Genomic DNA, 16,942 nt, shown 5'->3' on the forward strand with positions numbered 1-16,942 from the left:
ATGGAACGGATCGGCGATCCCCTTGATCTGAAACTCCTTGACGACTGGCAGCGAAACTTTCCGCTTGAGCCGCGACCGTTTTCACGGATCAGCCTGGAACTGGGCTGCAGTGAAGCGGACGTTATCGGCAGGTATGAAAAACTGAAGGCTTCCGGACGAATAACCCGGGTGGGTGCGACCTGCGCGCCGAACTCGGTCTCCGCGAGCACACTGGCAGCGCTCGCGGCACCAGGTGAAAGACTGGAAGACATTGCAGAAATCGTCGGCGGCCAGCCCGGCGTCAACCATTCCTATCAGCGGGAAAATCACTGGAACCTCTGGTTCGTGGCCACCGGGCCCGACAGGGATCATGTGAACCGGGTCTTGAACGACATCCAGAAACAGACCGGATTGCGCGTTCTCGACCTTCCACTGGTCAGACCGTTCAACGTTGATCTCGGATTCAGATTGAACGGAGAAATGGACCGGCCACCAGCGTCCCGGCCGGTTCGTAAAGAGCGCCTGCAGGAGGGTGACAACGATCTCCTGCAGGCGCTCACTACCGGGATGCCGCTGTCCAGGCGCCCTTATCTTCAGATTGCCCAGGCTCTGAACCGGAGCGAAGAGGAGGTGCTTGAGCGCATTTACGTGCTGCAGGAGGCGGGAATAATTTCGCGTCTGGGCGTGATCGTCCGGCACCGTGCCCTCGGCTGGCGGTCGAACGCCATGGTCGTCTGGGACATTGAGTCTGGGCACATAGACAAGGCAGGTCCGGCTCTTGCCGCACATCCCGGTGTCACCCTTTGTTACGAGCGCCGCCCGGTGGAAGGCATCTGGCCATACCGGCTCTATTGCATGATCCATGCGCAAAGCCGCAACAAGGCGCTCGAAACACTGACGCAGGCCTCCGGACTGCCCGAACTGGCGGGGGTTCCCTATCAAATCCTGTTTTCCAGCCGCTGCTTCAAGCAAACCGGGGCGATGATTGCCCCGCAAGGGAGGGCAGCATGACCCGGGACCTCTCCAAGCTGGACAGGCAGCTGATCAACCGCCTCCAGGATGACCTGCCGCTTGTCTCAAACCCGTTTGCGACGATCGGCGACGACCTTGGCCTGTCAGAACAGGACATCGTCGACAAGGTGCGGCAACTCAGGGATGACGGCTTTCTTACCAGATTCGGCCCGTTTTTCGACGCCGAAGCGCTCGGCGGCGCCTTCTGCCTCTGTGCCATGTCGGTTCCCGAAGACCGGTTCGAAGACGTCTTAACCAAAGTCAATGCCCATGCGGAAGTCGCGCACAATTATGAGCGGGACCACAGGCTGAACATGTGGTTCGTGCTGGCGACCGAAAGTCGTGGCGACATCATGAGAACGGCCAAGGAAATCGAGCACGACACGGGACTTGAAGTTCTCCTGTTTCCCAAGAAACGCGAATTCTTCGTAGGCTTTCGGGTAAACGCATGACACTGGACACAAAAGACAGGGCTATCATTGAAGCCACACAGGCCGGACTGCCGCTGGTGCCACAACCGTTTGCGGTCGTCGCCGAAACCCTCGACATGAGCGAAAACGAGTTACTGGCGCGTCTGAAGTCTCTCAAATCCCAGGGGATCATCCGACGGATCGGTGCCGCGCCCAATCACTACCGGCTTGGAATGACGGCAAATGGAATGTCGGTCTGGGACATCGACGACAAAGTGGTCGATGAGCTTGGTGAGCAGGTCGGATCATTGTCGTTCGTCACCCATTGCTATCGCCGCCCGCGGGCGCTTCCGGTGTGGCGCTATAACCTCTTTGCCATGGTGCACGGCAACAGCCGGGAAGAGGTTCTGATCAAACGGGACAGGATTGCGGACCTGCTCGGCGAAGCCTGCAGGGCAAGCGATATCCTGTTTTCCACCCGGATCCTGAAGAAGACCGGAATGCGGCTGAGCGGCCAGAAAGGTTGAACCATGTTTCGCCTGACGGAATACATGCAGCAAATTGCCAATCCGACACCGGTTCGCGTCCGGAGAACCGACAGACCGGTGAAACCGGTGGTGATCTGGAACCTGACGCGTCGCTGCAACCTCAAATGCCGTCACTGCTATACAGTTTCCGCAGATGTCGATTTTCCGGGAGAGCTGACCCACCAGCAGGCAATGGAAACGCTTGAGGACCTCGGGCGGTTCGGGATTCCTGCCCTGATCCTTTCCGGCGGCGAGCCGATGGACCGGCGGGACCTTTTCGACATTGCCTTCAGGGCCCGAGACCTTGTGCACATGCTTGCACTGTCGACCAACGGGACGAAGCTCCATGGCGAAACGGCCGATCGGGTCGCCGAGGTCGGCTTCGACTATGTCGGCATTTCAATCGACGGTATCGGTGCGACCAATGACTGGTTTCGCGGCGTCGAGGGCGCCTATGAAGACGCATTGCGCGGTGTGCGGGAGTGCAAATCCCGCGGCATCAAGGTCGGGTTGCGTTTCACACTCACGGAAGGCAATCACAAGCACCTGCCAAACCTGCTGAAACTCTGCGATGACGAAGGCGTCGACAAATTCTATCTTTCTCACCTGGTCTATGCAGGGCGCGGAGACAAGAACCGCGGTGAAGACGCCGAGCATCAACGCTCCCGCTGGGCGATGGATCTTCTGCTCGAGAGAGCATGGGCCGGTGTCAATGGTGGACGAAGACTTGATATCGTAACCGGCAACAATGATGCCGATGCGGTCTATTTCCTGAACTGGGTCCGCGAAAAGTTCGATGATGCAACGGCAGATCACGTCAGGACACATCTTGTGGCCTGGGGCGGCAATTCCGCAGGTCTCGGCGTCGCGAACATCGATACGCTCGGCAACGTGCATCCGGACACCTACTGGTCCGATTACACGGTCGGCAGCGTCAAGACCGATCCTTTTTCAGCGCTCTGGACCGGCGACGATCCCATGTTGGCGCAACTCAGGACGCGGCCGCGGCCACTCAAGGGCCGGTGCGGTGCCTGCGCGCTCAAGGATGTCTGTGGCGGCAACACGCGCATTCGTGCGCTTCAGCTCACAGGCGATCCCTGGGCCGAAGACCCGGCCTGTTATCTCAGCGATAGCGAGATCGGCGTGCTGGACGATGCTTTCGACCGCCTGACCGTGACCCCATTCAGAGGAAAACGCCATGATCCGGCTCATCGTTTCGCTTAGCGCGCTCCTGATCGCGGTTTCCACACCTCTGGCGGATCCGGCACAGGACTATGCGGACAACTGCCAAGAGTGCCACGGTTCCGGCCGTCTGGGCAGCATTGGTCCCGCATTGATCCCGCAGACGCTTGGCCGGATGCGCGGCCCCAATCTGATCTCGGTGATCCGCGATGGCCGCGAAGCAACGCAGATGCCTGCCTTCGGCGACCTGTTGAGCGACAAACAGATTGACGCGCTTTCGGCTTACCTGAAACAACCGCTCGACGACGTCCCCCCCTGGGGTACCGAAGAAATCATGGCAAGCCGCGAACTCAATCCTGAGTATCGGCCGGCGGACGAACCTGTCTGGTCGTCCGATCCGTTCAACATCACGCTCGTCGTGGAAACAGGCGATCATCATGTCAGTGTGCTGGATGGCGATACTTTCGAAACGCTCGACCGGTTCCCGACACCTTTTGCCGTTCACGGCGGACCGAAATTCAGTCCGAACGGCCGATATGTCTTCATCATGTCCCGGGACGGCTGGGTCCAGAAATACGACCTCTACTCTCTTCAGGAAGTCGGACGCATCCGGGCGGGTCTTAACAGCCGCAACATCGCCATGAGCCATGACGGCAACTGGGTGGCGGTAGCCAACTATCTGCCGAACACGCTCACAATTCTTTCAACTGAAGACCTGAGCGTCGCCGCCGTTCAGGAGATCAAGGGCAAGGATGGAACTCCGAGCAGGATCTCCGCCGTCTATCAGGCCCCGCCACGCGAAAGCTTCGTACTGGCCCTGAAAGACGTGCCGGAAATCTGGGAAGTGTTTTATGGCCCCAACCCGCCACATTACGGCTTCGCCCACGATTGGCGCATCGAGGGTCCGGCACGTCACACGAAGCCGTTTCCGGTTCGCAAAATCACCACTCCAGACTATCTGGACGATTTCTTCTTCGACCAGAGCTACGAGTATGTCATGGGCGCATCGCGAAGTGGCGACGGCGGTCAGGTGATCGACCTTGTCATCGGACACAAGATCGCCGATCTGGATCTGCCCGGCATGCCCCATCTGGGATCGGGTATCACCTGGAAATACGGCGACACGACCGTCATGGCGACGCCGCATCTCAAGGACGGCACGGTCTCGGTGATCGACATGAAGACCTGGAAAACGGTGAAGCAGATCGAGACGCTCGGTCCCGGCTTCTTCATGCGCAGCCACGAAAACTCACCCTATGTCTGGGTGGATGTTTTCTTCGGTCCGAACAAGGACGTCATGCACGTGATCGACAAGGGGAGCCTGGAGATCGTCAAAACGCTCCGGCCGGAAGAAGGCGCGACCGTGGCCCATGTCGAATTCACGCGCGACGGCAGCCATGCACTGGTGTCCATCTGGGAGGATGACGGCGCGGTAATCGTCTATGACGCGGACACGCTGAAAGAAGTCCGGCGTCTGCCCATGCGCAAACCTTCGGGAAAATACAATGTCTGGAACAAGATCACCTTCTCCGAAGGAACCAGTCACTGAGGCCCTGATCGTATCGCACGGTCAGCCTTCGAGGCCGCAGGCGGGCGAGGATCATCTGAACGTCCTTGCGCGACAGGTCGCTCGTCAACTCGATGGCTGGGTGATCCGTTCCGCGACCCTGGCGGCACCGGACACGCTGGAACGGGCCATCGATGCATGCGCGGGCACACCGCTCGTCTTTCCCCTTTTCATGACCGATGGCTGGTTCACCCAAACCGCCCTCCCCGCGCGTCTTGCCAACTTCAGCGCCTACCAGCTGCCGCCTCTGGGAACACTTCCTGAATTGCCCGGACTGACTGCAAGGATGTTATGCAGAGCTATCGAACGGCGAAACTGGTTGCTGGAGGCTACCGATATTCTCATCGCAGCACACGGGTCCCCGAACGGTTCACGTGCTGCAAGATGTACCTACCGGTTTGCAACCGCATTGCGCCGGGTATTGCCTGTTCGGGACATCAGAACCGGTTTTCTCGAAGAGCCGCCTCATCTAGCGTCAGCTGCAGCGGGCAGTCATCAACAGACAGTTGAAATACCGTTCTTTGCGGCACCCGGTGGGCACGTGCGTGAAGATATCCCCCTGGCGCTGGATTCGGCCGGCTATCAGGGCGTACGGCTGCCCTGCATCGGACAGGCCGCGTTTATCCCCGAACTGATTGCAAACTCGCTGCGCAACGCGTCAATCAGGAGCGAAGCCGCATGACCGAGGTCGACAATACCTGGTCTGTCAAAAAATTGGCCATTGTGTTTTATCCGTTTGCAGCCGGAGCGGTCGCGATCAACCTGTTCCTCCTCGGTCTGATCGGAATCGCGCTCGGCTTTCCGGCAATCTCACCCGTCATGTCCGTTTGGCTCAGCATACCGCTGGGCATACCCGCTACGTGGTGGGCCGCAAAATGGATACGTGGTCTCATGGACGAAGCCGACGGCAAATGAGTATCCGCGAAATGCCCTCCACTGGTGCGGACCCCGCAAAATTCAAGGGATTTCTTGAACTCTCAATCTTAACGTTAAAATTAGGAAACTGTTTACTAACGCAACGTAATGATGTTTTTAGAACATGTTTCCAAGCAGAAATTTATTAGCCCCAGAAGCCGTCCCGGGAAACGGCTTTTGGGGTAAGTTCTTTCAAGCGTGATTTCAACCGCTTCGCCCGTTCAGCCAGCCTGCCGTGCCGGTGCTTCTCACAACAAACGCCTTCGCTTCCTGAACATGACCGAGCGCATCGGCAAGTCGCTGCTCACCACAAACGAGGGCTGCCGTGGAAAGCCCGTCGGCAAATGCGGCCGAACGCGCGATCACGCTCGCTGCTTCCAGATCACTTCTGACCGGAAGACCCGTCCTCGCATCGAGAATGTGAGATGACCTGCCGGTCTCGTCGAACGTCGTTCCCGTTCTGGCCGAACTGGCCACAGAGGCATCAACAAGCTCGACCCTGACCTGTGCCGATGGACGTGCCGGATCGGGGCGGAGTGTCAATGGCCAGCCATTTCTGGCCGGTTCTCCTTCAGCCCCGGCATGTCCGGTTGCCGAAATCTCGCCAAGGTCAACGACCAGGTCCCTGCATCCCCTCGACCTCAACAAGGCGGCGACCTTGTCGGTGATGTAGCCTTGAGCGATGCCATTCAGGGTGAGTGCCATGCCCTTGCGACGGAATTCGACAATTCCCGGTTCATAGTTGACGTGCTGAAAGCCGATGTTGTTCAGGATTGTCTGCAGCCTGCCGTTTTCTGCCTCTGCACCTTCCGGCGTGACGCCATGTGCTGCCAGTTCCGCATGGTATGCCCACAGCGGCTGTACTGTCGGATCAAACGCGCCGCCCGTCAGCGTGTGGATGCGGTGTGCCTGCCCGAGCAGGGTGACCATGTCCAGGGATGGAGCCTGCAGGCGGCCGTTGCTGTTGAGCCGGACAAGCTCGCTGTCCTGACGATAGAGGCTGAAAACCTGCTCCAGCCGCCGGATTTCAGCTTCGACAAGCCGGAACAAATCCAGCGCTTTCGCGCGATCTTCGTGAACAAGATTGATTTCCGCACCCGCCCCAAGAGCGATCCCTTTCCAGCGATGCAGGTCAGGTGCGGACCGTGCAATCGTCGATGGCAGGATTGTGCCTGCAGAAACCACGGCACAGATCTTGATGAAACGCCTTCTGTTCATGCGCCCTGCCGATGCGGGTTCCCCTGTCATTTTGCCGCCTCGCCCGATGTGCCGTGCGTCAACTGGTCGGCCGACGAGAGTTCGACCGGCGCCAGAACGTAGTCAACCGGGATATCATCAAGCCGAAGAACCCGACCGCCATTGGCCGCTGCAAATCCCTGTGCGCCTTCTTCAGTTCCGAACGGTATCGTCTCGGGCGCGCCCATGCCCCCGGCCCGTTTGCTTTCCACGACGAACCAGGCCGCCTCGGCTTCAATCCAGTTGTCAAATCCCGGCTCCTTCCAGCTGTCCGCATTGTCCATGTCATTTACATAAATTGCGGCAATGTTCTTCGGTTCCTCAGGTGAATGCATGAATGCGACCGCATCCCTCACCTGGGTGAACCAGAAGGGAAACGGGTTACCGGTCAGGTGGATCTGCGCCTTGGGACCATCGTGTTCCAGAACCGTCATCTGGCAATAGTGCCCCGCCGCCTCCGGGGTCAGCTCCAAAGCTGCCGGTCTCGCAATTTCCACGTCTTCCTGGCATCCGGCCAGCAACCCGAGTGCGAGGAACAACAGAACGTGCCGTTTCATGGCGTTATCCTCCGAATGAGAACTGCCGATGCCGTCAATGCCATGCCGGCAAACAAGACGAGAGATGCGAGAGCCAAAACAGGGTCGAATGGCAACGCCTCGGAGACACCGGCCATGCCGCCGACCAGATCGCTCGCACCCAGCGCTGCGAGATTGAAAAGACGGAACGCATCTGCCGGATTGAGCAGCACGGCATATGGAAAGACCTGGGAAGCAAAGATCCCGCTGGGATTTGCCACCAGCGCACCGAGGAGCGCCAGGTCATACAGGACGACAAGAACAAGCCAGGCGGCGATCGCGGCAGCCGCAGCCGTACCCGATTGACGGGTCAACGAACTCAGCACGTAACCGATTGCAAGGAAGCAGACGCCAAGCAACACAGATGTTGCAATCAACCGGGAAAAGTCTGCGAGCCCGGCCAGCGAACCGGTTCCCGTCGAAACCAGCAGAGCAGCGGTCATGCCATAGCCAATCACCAGAGCGAAGGTCAGGACCAGAGTATGACCGATGGCCTTGCCCAGCAGGAACTCCGGCCGTGATATTGGACAGGAGAACGTCATGAGCAGCGTGCCGCGCTCGATCTCTCCGCAGATCGCGTCAAAGGCAAGGAGCAAGGCGATCAACGGCACGAGATAAACCGAAAGGCTCGCCAGCGAAGCGACTGTGATCGTCAGGCGGTCCACGCCAAGCGATCCGGCCGGCGCAGAGCCGAGCAGGGCGAGTGCCAGGGAAAAGACCGCCAGGATCAGGGTTGCCAGGAGGATCCAGCGATTGCGGATGCCAATCCGGATTTCCTGGGCAGCAATTGTCAGGACACGGGAGAGCATGTCTTATGCCTCCTTCTGGGCTGTATTTGAAAAATGACGATAGACATCGTCCAGGCTCGGAGCGTGAACATCAACGTCCTCGACCAGATTGCCGAGTGCACTTATGGCCGACAGCGTGCGAACCTTGTCGTCGAGGCCGCAATCGAGTTCCACGGACGTGCCGTTCATCTTGCCTGCACCAAGTTGCTCGGCGACTTCCCGGACCGCCCCCGGTTTGGTCCAGACCTTCAGCCGGATCGGCAGACCGGCCTGTGCCCGCAGTGTCCCCAATTCATCATCGGCGACCAACTGTCCTTTCGAAAGGATCAGGATCCGGTCAGTTCGAGCTTCCAGTTCGGTCAATGCGTGGGAAGACAAGAGAACCGTCGCACCCTGTTCAGCGACCTCACCGATCAGTTCATAAACGTTCTGACGGGATATCGGATCAAGACCGGTTGTCGGTTCGTCAAGGAGAACAAATTTCGGCTTCCCGATCAACGCCTGGGCCAGACCCAGCCGCTGGCGCATGCCCTTTGAATAGGTGCCGACCCGCCTCCTGGCGGCATCCTCCAGTCCCACCCGTTCCAAAAGTTCAAGGGCACCGCCGGCATTTGCACCTTTCAGACGCGCATAGAACCGAACGATTTCCTCACCCGTCAATGCAGCTGGAAACGCAACGGATTCAGGTAGATAAGCTGTTACCCGGCGGGCCGAATTGCTGCCGGGAGCGGCTCCCATGACCGCAATGTCGCCTTCGTCACGCTTTAGAAATCCGAGTGCCATCTTGAACAAGGTGGTCTTGCCGGCTCCATTGTGGCCAAGCAGCGCAACACGCTCGCCCGGCCTCAGCGCAAATGACACCCGATCGACTGCGATATGGCTCTTGAAGCGCTTGGTGACCGACTGAACGGTCAGCGTGGAATTCGTCATCCCTGAACTCCTGAAATGGGGTCTTTGCGGTCCGGCGGCTGCATCAGTGGTGCATTGTCGACAATTCCGCCGGGCAGAAGCGCCGGGAACTGGGACTGAGTCCAGCGCAACAATTGCACTGCGGGACTGCCCATCAACAACTTGGCGGAAGGTTGGGTCCACAAGACCTGATCGATCAGATCGTTCGGCCGGTAGGCCGTATCGGCAAGCCCGTCACCGTTCATGTCGAAGGCGGCGTGGTCACTCCAGAAATTTCCGCGTCCGTCGGTGCTCCAGTCCAGGTCGCGGCTGCCCACATATTTGACCTGCGTCCTGTTGCGGATGAATGCATTGCCCTGAAACAGGTTCTTGGCGGACCCGGCCGTGAAATGCACACCAATCGGACACCCCTCGAACCGGTTGTCCGTAACTGTGTTTTTGTTGGCATTGTACATGAAGAGGCATTTTTCACCGCCGCCCGAGACCATATTGCCGGCGATCTCGGCCCGGTTGGCGTAGTTCAGCATCAGCCCGTGGTTGCGGTCTCCGATAGAAACGTTGTTTCTAATCTTCAGGCGATCGGAAAACATCAGCGCATAGCCGATATCATTGTTCCGTGAGACATTGCCCTCGATCACACCGCTGTTGCCATGCATGTAGTGGACAGCGAACCGCAGATCTTCGAAGCGGTTGTTGCGGAACGTATCCTTGTGACTGGTATTGACGAAGACCCCGTCCCGGCCAAAACGGATGGTGTTGTATTCCGCCAGCAGGTGCGGCGCGTTCCACACGTAAATGCCGTTGCCACGTTCGTTGACGCGCAGGTCTCGACGACCTTCAATCAGATTGTTCGAAACAGTCGCCTTGCGGGCTCCGTGAACATCCACTCCCGTCAGATTGTTGAGTATCCTGTTGTCACGAACGACCGCCCGGTGAGCCTGTTTCGTGAGTTTCACCCCGGCGTCAAGCGTCTCTTGGGAAAGACCCGAGCCGGTCAGCGTCAACCCCTGGACAGTGACGTCCGGGGCGGTGACCGTGATCACGCTGCCGGTTCCATTGCCGACGATGCTTGCCAGGCCCTCGCCAGTCAGGGTGATCGATCTGTCCACCGTCACCGGACCGGAGTGATCTCCCGGAGCAAGCCGGAGAACGTCCCCGGCCTGCGCATTTTCGATTGCCTCGCGCAAGGCGCCCTGCTCTGCCGGAACCAGCTGTTCAGCGGCAGCCAGCGATCCGCAGACCGCCAATGCCGAACAAAACAAAGCCAGTCCTCCGGTCAGGACATTCAGGGCGCGTTGCATGGATCAGGCTCCTCTTGGCTCAACGAACATGCGACCACGCATTTCCATGTGAAGCGCATGGCAGAACCACTGGCAGTAGAACCAGTGCACGCCGGGACGTTCTGCAATGAACGTTACCGAAGCCGTTGCTTGCGGGGCCACTTCCATGGCCACGCCATAATTCGACAGGCAGAAGCCATGAGTCAGATCATCGATGTCGTCGATGTTCGTGACATAGACCGTCACTTCATCACCCTGCTTCACCGTGAACTTTTCAAGACTGAAGGTAGGAGCGACCGAGTGCATGTAGACCCGGACCTTGTTGCCGTCGCGGATGACGTCTTCGGCATATTCCAGATCGACACCATCGGCCTCGGCCTGCTTGATTGCGTCCTGGAAGATCGGATCGGACCGGTCCCACACGATTGCCGGATTCACCTTGGACCGGTGAACGATGATGCTGTCATGCGGCTCGGCGAATGTCGGGCCGTCGTGAACGACCTTCATGTCATCGCCGGAGATGTCGATCAACTGCTCGTTCTCCGGTTTCAGCGGGCCGACATTCAGGAAGCGGTCCTTGGAGAACTTGTTCATCGAAATCAGCCATTTGCCATCCGCTTCCGCGGTTTCACCCATGGAAGTGGAGTTGTGACCCGGCTGATAATGCACATCGACCTTTGATATGATCGGGTCGACTTCCTCACCGGCATAGGCGCGTATGGCCTTGTCGATGTTCCACTTCGCAACCTGGCTGTCCAGGAACAGCGTCGTGAAGGCATTGCCCTGACCGTCGAAAGCGGTGTGCAGCGGACCGAGGCCGAGCTGCGGTTCGCCCACGACCGCGGAGCGCGGGTCGGCATCGTCGGCAAACAGTGCGTCCACCTTGGTGACATCGATGATGGAAACCGTCGGGGACAGCTTGCCGTTGATGACGATATGCTTCTTGTCCGGTGCCGCGTTACAGCCATGCGGACTGTTGGGGATCGGTATGTATCGTGTGAACTGTGACTTGGCTTCCTTGCGGCCATCAACCACAGGGACACCCTTCATTTCCTGATAATCGCCGGCCGCAACTGCTTTCTCGATCGCCTTGATGTTGAAGACAACAACATGATCCAGTTCGCTCTCGGTCATTTCGGCAAGGTTGGTGCCCATTTCCGAGTTGTAGCTGGTGGAAAACGCGTATTTGCCCTGATAGTCGGCGTCGGTGTTGTCGAGGTTACCCGACACGATCACCTGCCATGCGACCTTCATCTCGTCGCCGTCGATGGCGGTGAAAATGCACGAGTATTGTGACGGATCATCCAGGATCTTGCCGTCGTTCACGAGCGGCGCTTCATGCTCGCCGTTGGCGAAGATGTAGCCCGTGCGCGGATATTTCTGCGGCCGCATTCCGTGGATGTCATGCGCATTGGGGATCTCGATGATCTTGTCGCATTTCATCGTGTTGCAGTCGATGCGGGCAACGCGCGTATTCGCCTTGTCGTTGGCGAAGATGTAGCGCCCGTCATACGTGCCATCCGTGAAAGACATGTGCGGATGGTGCAGATCGCCGTTGTCGTAGGTGACCTTGCCCTGAGCCGCGAGATAAGCCTTCGTTTCGGGAAGGAGACCTTCGGTCAGGATTTTCAGGGACTCGTTGGTCTGTCCCCAACCTGTCGCCGAACAGCGATTGAAAACCGGTACCCGCATCAGCTCGCGCATCGACGGAACACCGAGAATACGCAACTCTCCCGCCTGCCCGGAGGACCAGAAGCCGTAGTATTCGTCGAGTTCACCCGGCGCCATTTCGAATTTCTGATGATCACCCTGGGCAAAGGCGGGATTGGCGCCGCTAACAGCAACCGCTCCCACGCCTGCCACCACGGCTGTCTTTGCGGTACCGCCCAACAGATCTCGGCGGGACATGCCCAGATTATTTTCCTTCTCCTTCATGGCTAATCTCCTTATGGCCTGTGAAGGTGTTTATCGAACCGGAGCCGGCTCTTCCGATTTGGCGGACGCCTCCGGCTGTACAAGCCCGGTTTGCTTTTCGAAACGCCGCCTCTTGGCGAGCTTCTTGATGCAGACGGGACATTTCTGATCGTGCTGATAGAGAACCTGGCAATGCAGGCAGTTCAGACACTCGTTTGGATTGATGTTGCCTTCCGGATGAATGGCCTGGACCATGCATTCCTTGGCGCAGCGGTGGCAGGGATTGCCACACTCGCGGTAGCGCTTCAGCCAGTCGAACATCCGAAGCCTTGCCGGAATGGCAAGTGCCGCACCCAGCGGGCACAGGTACCGGCAATAGAAACGCTCGATGAACAGTCCTGCGACCAGCAGGGCAACCGCGAACAGGACAAATGGCCAGGCACGCTGGAACTTCAGGATAATCGCTGTCTTGAACGGTTCGACCTCTGCGTAGTGTTCGGCAACGTCCAGCGAATAGAGGGACAGTCCGAACAAGCCGAGGAAGATCATGTATTTGAGTGGCCACAGACGTTCATGCAGACCCCAGGGAACCTCGATCTGCGGAACCCTGAACAGTTTAGCGAGACGGTTTGTCAGCTCCTGCAGGGCACCGAAGGGGCATAGCCAGCCGCAATATGCGCCCCGTCCCCAGAACAGAAGTGCCGCTGCCACCGAGAACCAGAGAAGAAACACCAGCGGGTCCATCAGGAACGCATCCCAGCTGAATTCACTGGTTATCGAGGAGAAAAATGCAAGGACGTTGACGACGGAAAGCTGCGCATTTTCAAACCAGCCGAGCCAGACAAGCGTGAATGTCAGGAAACCGATGCGGAACCAGAACGTGAAACGTTCGTTTTTCGTCACCTGCATCTGGAAAAAGAACACCAGGGTCAGCACGCCCATCGCTGCTGCGAGCACGCTGATGTCGAATACGCGCCCCTTCCAGATCCGTTTCCAGAGTTCCTCCGCACCACTGACTTTGGTCGTATCGTTTCCGGCAGTCGTCTGCTGGACCGTCTCCACCGTCTCCGGGACGGTTTTCAGGTAAACGTCCGGCAACTGGTATCCGAGGTCGAATGTCAGAAAAACCTTGTCGATCGGCCCGACAGCACGCTGCACGAGGAGCTGCAGGCGGAAATCCCTGGCCGGGTCAAAGCCGATATCTGCCGGGATGATGAAGAGGTCCATCTCGGTGAAAGTGGGCGCACCTTCGGCGACAACCCCGCCGACACGGGCCTGCTGTTTGTCGAAGAACCGGGCAGAAACGTCGTGCTGGATCATCTGGATCCTGTCGAAGATGCCCCCCCGGACATAGCCAGATCCCTTGAAGGAATACCGCCCGCGCCCCATTACCAGCAGCGCGTGCTCACCTTCCTTGAGGCGCTTCTTCAAATTGGAGTATTCAGCTTCCCCCAGCAATGACAGGCCGATCGTGGGCACATCGGCAAGTGCCATGTAGAGATCAATGAAAGTGTCTGTTTCAGGCCCGGGTTCCGGGCGGGCGACTGCGCGCGGATCGCCCTGCCTGGAAAAGGCTGCATTCACCTGGGCAACATCGAGTGACATGCGGCGCACGGAGCCGTCGCCCGTTAATGTCATCCAGTCAAGAATGTCCCGGTGGCCGGTATCAATCTCTTTCTTCGGGCCCTTGTCGGCAATTTCAGGAGCAAGGCCACCAAGACCGAGAGCACGGGCAACCTTTAGCCCGGAGCGAACGATGGAATCGTCGATCACCATGATCGTGACAGTGGCACCGGAAATGATATCGAGTTCGTGCGCGGAGCCACCGCTTTCGGCTTCCTGCCTGAGATCAAGACCCGCGTAACCTTCCGTAACCGCCCTGATTTTCGAGTCCGGAATACCGATCAGCACGATCGGTTCGGAATGCTTGACCAACCGGACACCGGTGACGAACGCATCCTGATCCACGCCGACGAGTGTGTGAATCGGCTTGCCTGAATATCCCGTGGTTGAAACAAAGTCGGATGTCAGGAAAACCCAACCGATGGTTTCCCCGCGCTTGAGAGCGGGGACGACCGGAACATCTTCCCGCAAAGCGCCGAAACTGTCGGCGCCAGGGACCATATCCTCCGGCTGAACCTTGGCCAAAAAGGTGGCGACCAGTCCATCGGCGGCAAGGGCAACAGAGCCATGCGACATCGGCAATGCCAGGCCGGCAAGCAGTATGAAGAGACCGAGTATGTGAAAAAGTGGACGCACTTCGAGCGCTCCGACATGTGTCTTGTCTGACGTTGCCGCGATATTCCGCTTTCGCGCCGGAGAGAGTCTTGACGATAGTCAAGTGCCGCTGAATTTGACCTGTCCGCCGCACCACCGTCCGCGGCGATACCGTACCCGGGTCAATCAGACCGGCTTGCAGGCCTGGGCATGGCAAGGATCGGAAAGTAGACCCAGGCGAATAGTGCAAAAGCTCCGGTCCACAAAAAACCGGACACCAGCATCACCGGGAAATAATCGAAAGCGAGCGATCCAAAACTGCGGGTGAGAGCTGCTGCGACGACCATCAGGTAGGCAAGTGCGATCGGTCGGGAAACCTTGAGCGGCCTTCCGCTGTGCCCGAGCGATGCCCGGGTCATCATGGCGAGTGTCATGCTGCCGATTGCGCCTGCCGCAAGCAGATGAAGAGCCGCGGTTTCGCTCATAAATGACAGCATCAGCGCGCTGCCATAAAGGAGATAGCCAACCGCCAGCAGAAGATAGGCAACATGCAGGATCCACAGGATCGGGCTCTTGCGCACGGCCCATCCCCGCCAACCCGACAAACGCACCAGGTTTACTCCTCCGGCTGCAAAACAGACCGATCCGAACAGAACCTCCGGTACGAAGGGAAGGCTTCCAAGTGTCGCCAAAAGCGCAAGGAGAATACCGGCCCGATCCAGCCAGGCATTTGATTGCGGCAGGGAGACCCCGTAGCCCTCACGGTTGAGCGCGTTGCGGGTAAAGGCCGGAACAACCCGGCCGCCGACAATTGCGATCATTGCGGCGCTTGCGAAAATGCCAACCCGTACACCGGCTTCCGCAGTATTGTTGCTCCAGCCGATCCAGTCGAGATGCATCAGAAGATTGCCGAGGAAGAGCGCCGTGAGCAGAAACAGGAAGATCATGTTTCTCGCCTGGGACTTTTTTGCAAGGCGCCCGAGAATTGCAGTCGACAATATCGGAATGAAGGCAAGATCAACTAGGCCTACGGCGACCGGATCGAAAACCCCTGAAAACCAGATGCCCAGACGCCCCGACAACCAGACGCAACCACTGGCCGTGACAAATACCCTGCCTGCCTCCCTGGTGCCTGTCCAGTTCGGAACAGCAGTGATAAAGAAGCCGGCCATGACCGCAACCGTATAGCCGTAAAGCATTTCGTGGGCATGCCACAGATGCGGAGCCATCGACATCGGAACCGTCGCAACATCACCACCGGCCGCTTGTGCTGCCAGCCAGAGCGTCCAGGCGAGCATTGAGAATACTGCAAACAGGCCGGCAGACAGAAAGTAGAATCGGAAACCGGCCGTCAGGACCGTTGGGAACCGGCGCGGTCCTTTGACGTCTGGTGAATGGAGGGCTGCGGCCATGAACGTGCCTCGTGGTGGAATTCCAGCAATGAGGTCACCTGCCCGTCATGCGAGCGACAACCTGGAGAGAGGCATGGTCACAGGCTTGAGGCGCGAATGTCTTGACAATCGTCAAGTCTGCCCAAAAAACTTGACTGTAACATTCATAAAACATTCCCTCCCTGAATCTGCACCAACACCAGTCAAATCCGGAAAACGCAATGCTTGAAAATGGTTGGATCAACTATACGGCTGCCTTCGCAGTCTTCTTTGCCTCGCATATGGTGCTCGTCCGGCCACCGGTCCGCCCGGTTCTGGTAAGGTTTCTGACCCCCCGCGGCTTTTCCGCTGCCTACTCGCTGCTTTCCCTGGCAATCCTGTGGTGGATGATAGAAGCGGCGCAAGCAGCGCCTTATGTCGAGCTCTGGAGTTGGGAGCCCTGGCAAAACTGGGTTCCGATCATCGCGATGCTACCGGCCTGCCTGATTGCGGCATTCGGTGTTGCCGTACCAAATCCGTTTTCCTTTGGCGGTGCACATAACGAGCGCTTCGATCCGCAAAGGCCGGGTATCGTCCGATGGATGCGACATCCTATTCTTGTCGCACTGTTCCTGTGGTCGATCGCACACCTGGTTCCAAACGGAAATCTTGCACATGCGATCCTGTTCGGAGCGTTCGCCATATTCTCCCTTCTAGGCATGAAACTCATCGACAGGCGGCGCAAGCGGGAAATGGGCGAAGACTGGTCACGGCAGTTGAATGCCGCCAGGGCCGCTCACCTGACCCAACTTTCAAACCCCGGCGGCACCTTGATCAGATTGCTCGTCGGTCTGTTCGCCTATGTTGGTCTGGCGCATCTGCATCCCTATTTTGCCGGCGTTTATCCGTTTGCATAACAATGGCGCCTGCAAGAAACCCAAAAAAAACGCCCGGTGCCGGGAGAGGGCACCGGGCGACTGCTTCAGGAAGACTGAAAGGTCCTACCTGAAGATTTCCCTGAACCGGTCGATACAGAGCCGGAAACCGGCCTCGAAATCGCCG

16 protein-coding genes are annotated in these 16,942 nt (G+C 58.3%); 8 read left to right on the forward strand and 8 right to left on the reverse strand.

Annotation, left to right across the window (positions count from 1 at the left end; genetic code table 11):
* Genes ahbB (LA5095_RS30760) through LA5095_RS30790 form a run of 7 tightly spaced genes read left to right on the forward strand, consistent with a single transcriptional unit; the run spans position 1 to position 5,591 of the window.
* Positions 1-990 carry a siroheme decarboxylase subunit beta gene (gene ahbB, locus LA5095_RS30760; protein WP_055391786.1) on the forward strand — a complete coding sequence of 330 codons (990 nt, stop codon included), beginning with the start codon at positions 1-3 and terminating at the stop codon, positions 988-990.
* Complete coding sequence (locus tag LA5095_RS30765; RefSeq protein WP_055391787.1) at positions 987-1,442, forward strand: Lrp/AsnC family transcriptional regulator; 456 nt, start codon at positions 987-989, stop codon at positions 1,440-1,442. The genes ahbB (LA5095_RS30760) and LA5095_RS30765 overlap by 4 nt, the downstream gene beginning before the upstream one ends.
* On the forward strand, positions 1,439-1,927 hold the full coding sequence (ahbB, locus tag LA5095_RS30770; RefSeq protein ID WP_055391788.1) for a siroheme decarboxylase subunit beta: 489 nt from the start codon (positions 1,439-1,441) through the stop codon (positions 1,925-1,927). Before LA5095_RS30765 ends, ahbB (LA5095_RS30770) begins: the two co-directional genes overlap by 4 nt.
* A gap of 3 nt (positions 1,928-1,930) precedes the next feature.
* Positions 1,931-3,151 (forward strand): heme d1 biosynthesis radical SAM protein NirJ, encoded by a 1,221-nt coding sequence (nirJ, locus tag LA5095_RS30775; protein ID WP_055391789.1) that lies wholly within the window; start codon positions 1,931-1,933, stop codon positions 3,149-3,151.
* Positions 3,126-4,658 (forward strand): nitrite reductase, encoded by a 1,533-nt coding sequence (locus LA5095_RS30780; RefSeq protein ID WP_055391790.1) that lies wholly within the window; start codon positions 3,126-3,128, stop codon positions 4,656-4,658. The genes nirJ and LA5095_RS30780 overlap by 26 nt, the downstream gene beginning before the upstream one ends.
* Entirely contained in the window at positions 4,615-5,358 is a 744-nt protein-coding gene (locus LA5095_RS30785) for a CbiX/SirB N-terminal domain-containing protein (protein ID WP_055391791.1), read from the forward strand. Before LA5095_RS30780 ends, LA5095_RS30785 begins: the two co-directional genes overlap by 44 nt.
* On the forward strand, positions 5,355-5,591 hold the full coding sequence (locus LA5095_RS30790) for a hypothetical protein (protein ID WP_055391792.1): 237 nt from the start codon (positions 5,355-5,357) through the stop codon (positions 5,589-5,591). The genes LA5095_RS30785 and LA5095_RS30790 overlap by 4 nt, the downstream gene beginning before the upstream one ends.
* Before the next feature lie 204 nt (positions 5,592-5,795).
* Here the strand turns inward: LA5095_RS30790 and LA5095_RS30795 are convergent, their stop codons facing one another.
* From LA5095_RS30795 to LA5095_RS30830, 8 genes are all read right to left on the reverse strand, one after another.
* A complete protein-coding gene (locus LA5095_RS30795; RefSeq protein ID WP_055391793.1) occupies positions 5,796-6,839 on the reverse strand; it encodes an FAD:protein FMN transferase in 1,044 nt (347 codons plus the stop codon).
* On the reverse strand, positions 6,836-7,384 hold the full coding sequence (locus tag LA5095_RS30800; protein WP_055391794.1) for a nitrous oxide reductase accessory protein NosL: 549 nt from the start codon (positions 7,382-7,384) through the stop codon (positions 6,836-6,838). Before LA5095_RS30800 ends, LA5095_RS30795 begins: the two co-directional genes overlap by 4 nt.
* On the reverse strand, positions 7,381-8,211 hold the full coding sequence (locus tag LA5095_RS30805; RefSeq protein ID WP_055391795.1) for an ABC transporter permease: 831 nt from the start codon (positions 8,209-8,211) through the stop codon (positions 7,381-7,383). The genes LA5095_RS30800 and LA5095_RS30805 overlap by 4 nt, the downstream gene beginning before the upstream one ends.
* Before the next feature lie 3 nt (positions 8,212-8,214).
* Complete coding sequence (locus tag LA5095_RS30810) at positions 8,215-9,120, reverse strand: ABC transporter ATP-binding protein (protein ID WP_055391796.1); 906 nt, start codon at positions 9,118-9,120, stop codon at positions 8,215-8,217.
* Complete coding sequence (locus LA5095_RS30815; protein ID WP_082442598.1) at positions 9,117-10,400, reverse strand: nitrous oxide reductase family maturation protein NosD; 1,284 nt, start codon at positions 10,398-10,400, stop codon at positions 9,117-9,119. The genes LA5095_RS30810 and LA5095_RS30815 overlap by 4 nt, the downstream gene beginning before the upstream one ends.
* Positions 10,401-10,403: 3 nt before the next feature.
* Complete coding sequence (nosZ, locus tag LA5095_RS30820) at positions 10,404-12,314, reverse strand: TAT-dependent nitrous-oxide reductase (protein ID WP_055391797.1); 1,911 nt, start codon at positions 12,312-12,314, stop codon at positions 10,404-10,406.
* Positions 12,315-12,344: 30 nt separating this feature from the next.
* Positions 12,345-14,492 carry a 4Fe-4S binding protein gene (locus LA5095_RS30825; protein WP_144436230.1) on the reverse strand — a complete coding sequence of 716 codons (2,148 nt, stop codon included), beginning with the start codon at positions 14,490-14,492 and terminating at the stop codon, positions 12,345-12,347.
* Between the two features lie 200 nt (positions 14,493-14,692).
* Positions 14,693-15,922 carry an NnrS family protein gene (locus LA5095_RS30830; protein WP_055391799.1) on the reverse strand — a complete coding sequence of 410 codons (1,230 nt, stop codon included), beginning with the start codon at positions 15,920-15,922 and terminating at the stop codon, positions 14,693-14,695.
* Positions 15,923-16,122: 200 nt separating this feature from the next.
* Between LA5095_RS30830 and LA5095_RS30835 the strand changes: the two genes are divergently transcribed.
* Positions 16,123-16,797 (forward strand): NnrU family protein, encoded by a 675-nt coding sequence (locus LA5095_RS30835; protein ID WP_055391800.1) that lies wholly within the window; start codon positions 16,123-16,125, stop codon positions 16,795-16,797.
* The last annotated feature ends 145 nt before the right edge of the window (positions 16,798-16,942 follow it).

Origin of the sequence: Roseibium album, assembly GCF_001404515.1 — a bacterium.
GTDB lineage: Bacteria > Pseudomonadota > Alphaproteobacteria > Rhizobiales > Stappiaceae > Roseibium > Roseibium album.

Bases quoted from the DNA above. Each gene is read 5' to 3' on its own strand.
- LA5095_RS30830 (WP_055391799.1), bottom strand. From the start codon at position 15,922: ATGGCCGCAGCCCTCCATTCACCAGACGTCAAAGGACCGCGCCGGTTC.
- ahbB (WP_055391786.1), top strand. From the start codon at position 1: ATGGAACGGATCGGCGATCCCCTTGATCTGAAACTCCTTGACGACTGG.
- LA5095_RS30835 (WP_055391800.1), top strand. From the start codon at position 16,123: ATGCTTGAAAATGGTTGGATCAACTATACGGCTGCCTTCGCAGTCTTC.
- LA5095_RS30765 (WP_055391787.1), top strand. From the start codon at position 987: ATGACCCGGGACCTCTCCAAGCTGGACAGGCAGCTGATCAACCGCCTC.
- LA5095_RS30805 (WP_055391795.1), bottom strand. From the start codon at position 8,211: ATGCTCTCCCGTGTCCTGACAATTGCTGCCCAGGAAATCCGGATTGGC.
- LA5095_RS30785 (WP_055391791.1), top strand. From the start codon at position 4,615: ATGTCTGGAACAAGATCACCTTCTCCGAAGGAACCAGTCACTGAGGCC.
- LA5095_RS30790 (WP_055391792.1), top strand. From the start codon at position 5,355: ATGACCGAGGTCGACAATACCTGGTCTGTCAAAAAATTGGCCATTGTG.
- LA5095_RS30810 (WP_055391796.1), bottom strand. From the start codon at position 9,120: ATGACGAATTCCACGCTGACCGTTCAGTCGGTCACCAAGCGCTTCAAG.
- ahbB (WP_055391788.1), top strand. From the start codon at position 1,439: ATGACACTGGACACAAAAGACAGGGCTATCATTGAAGCCACACAGGCC.
- LA5095_RS30815 (WP_082442598.1), bottom strand. From the start codon at position 10,400: ATGCAACGCGCCCTGAATGTCCTGACCGGAGGACTGGCTTTGTTTTGT.
- LA5095_RS30795 (WP_055391793.1), bottom strand. From the start codon at position 6,839: ATGACAGGGGAACCCGCATCGGCAGGGCGCATGAACAGAAGGCGTTTC.
- LA5095_RS30800 (WP_055391794.1), bottom strand. From the start codon at position 7,384: ATGAAACGGCACGTTCTGTTGTTCCTCGCACTCGGGTTGCTGGCCGGA.
- nosZ (WP_055391797.1), bottom strand. From the start codon at position 12,314: ATGAAGGAGAAGGAAAATAATCTGGGCATGTCCCGCCGAGATCTGTTG.
- LA5095_RS30780 (WP_055391790.1), top strand. From the start codon at position 3,126: ATGATCCGGCTCATCGTTTCGCTTAGCGCGCTCCTGATCGCGGTTTCC.
- nirJ (WP_055391789.1), top strand. From the start codon at position 1,931: ATGTTTCGCCTGACGGAATACATGCAGCAAATTGCCAATCCGACACCG.
- LA5095_RS30825 (WP_144436230.1), bottom strand. From the start codon at position 14,492: ATGTCGCATGGCTCTGTTGCCCTTGCCGCCGATGGACTGGTCGCCACC.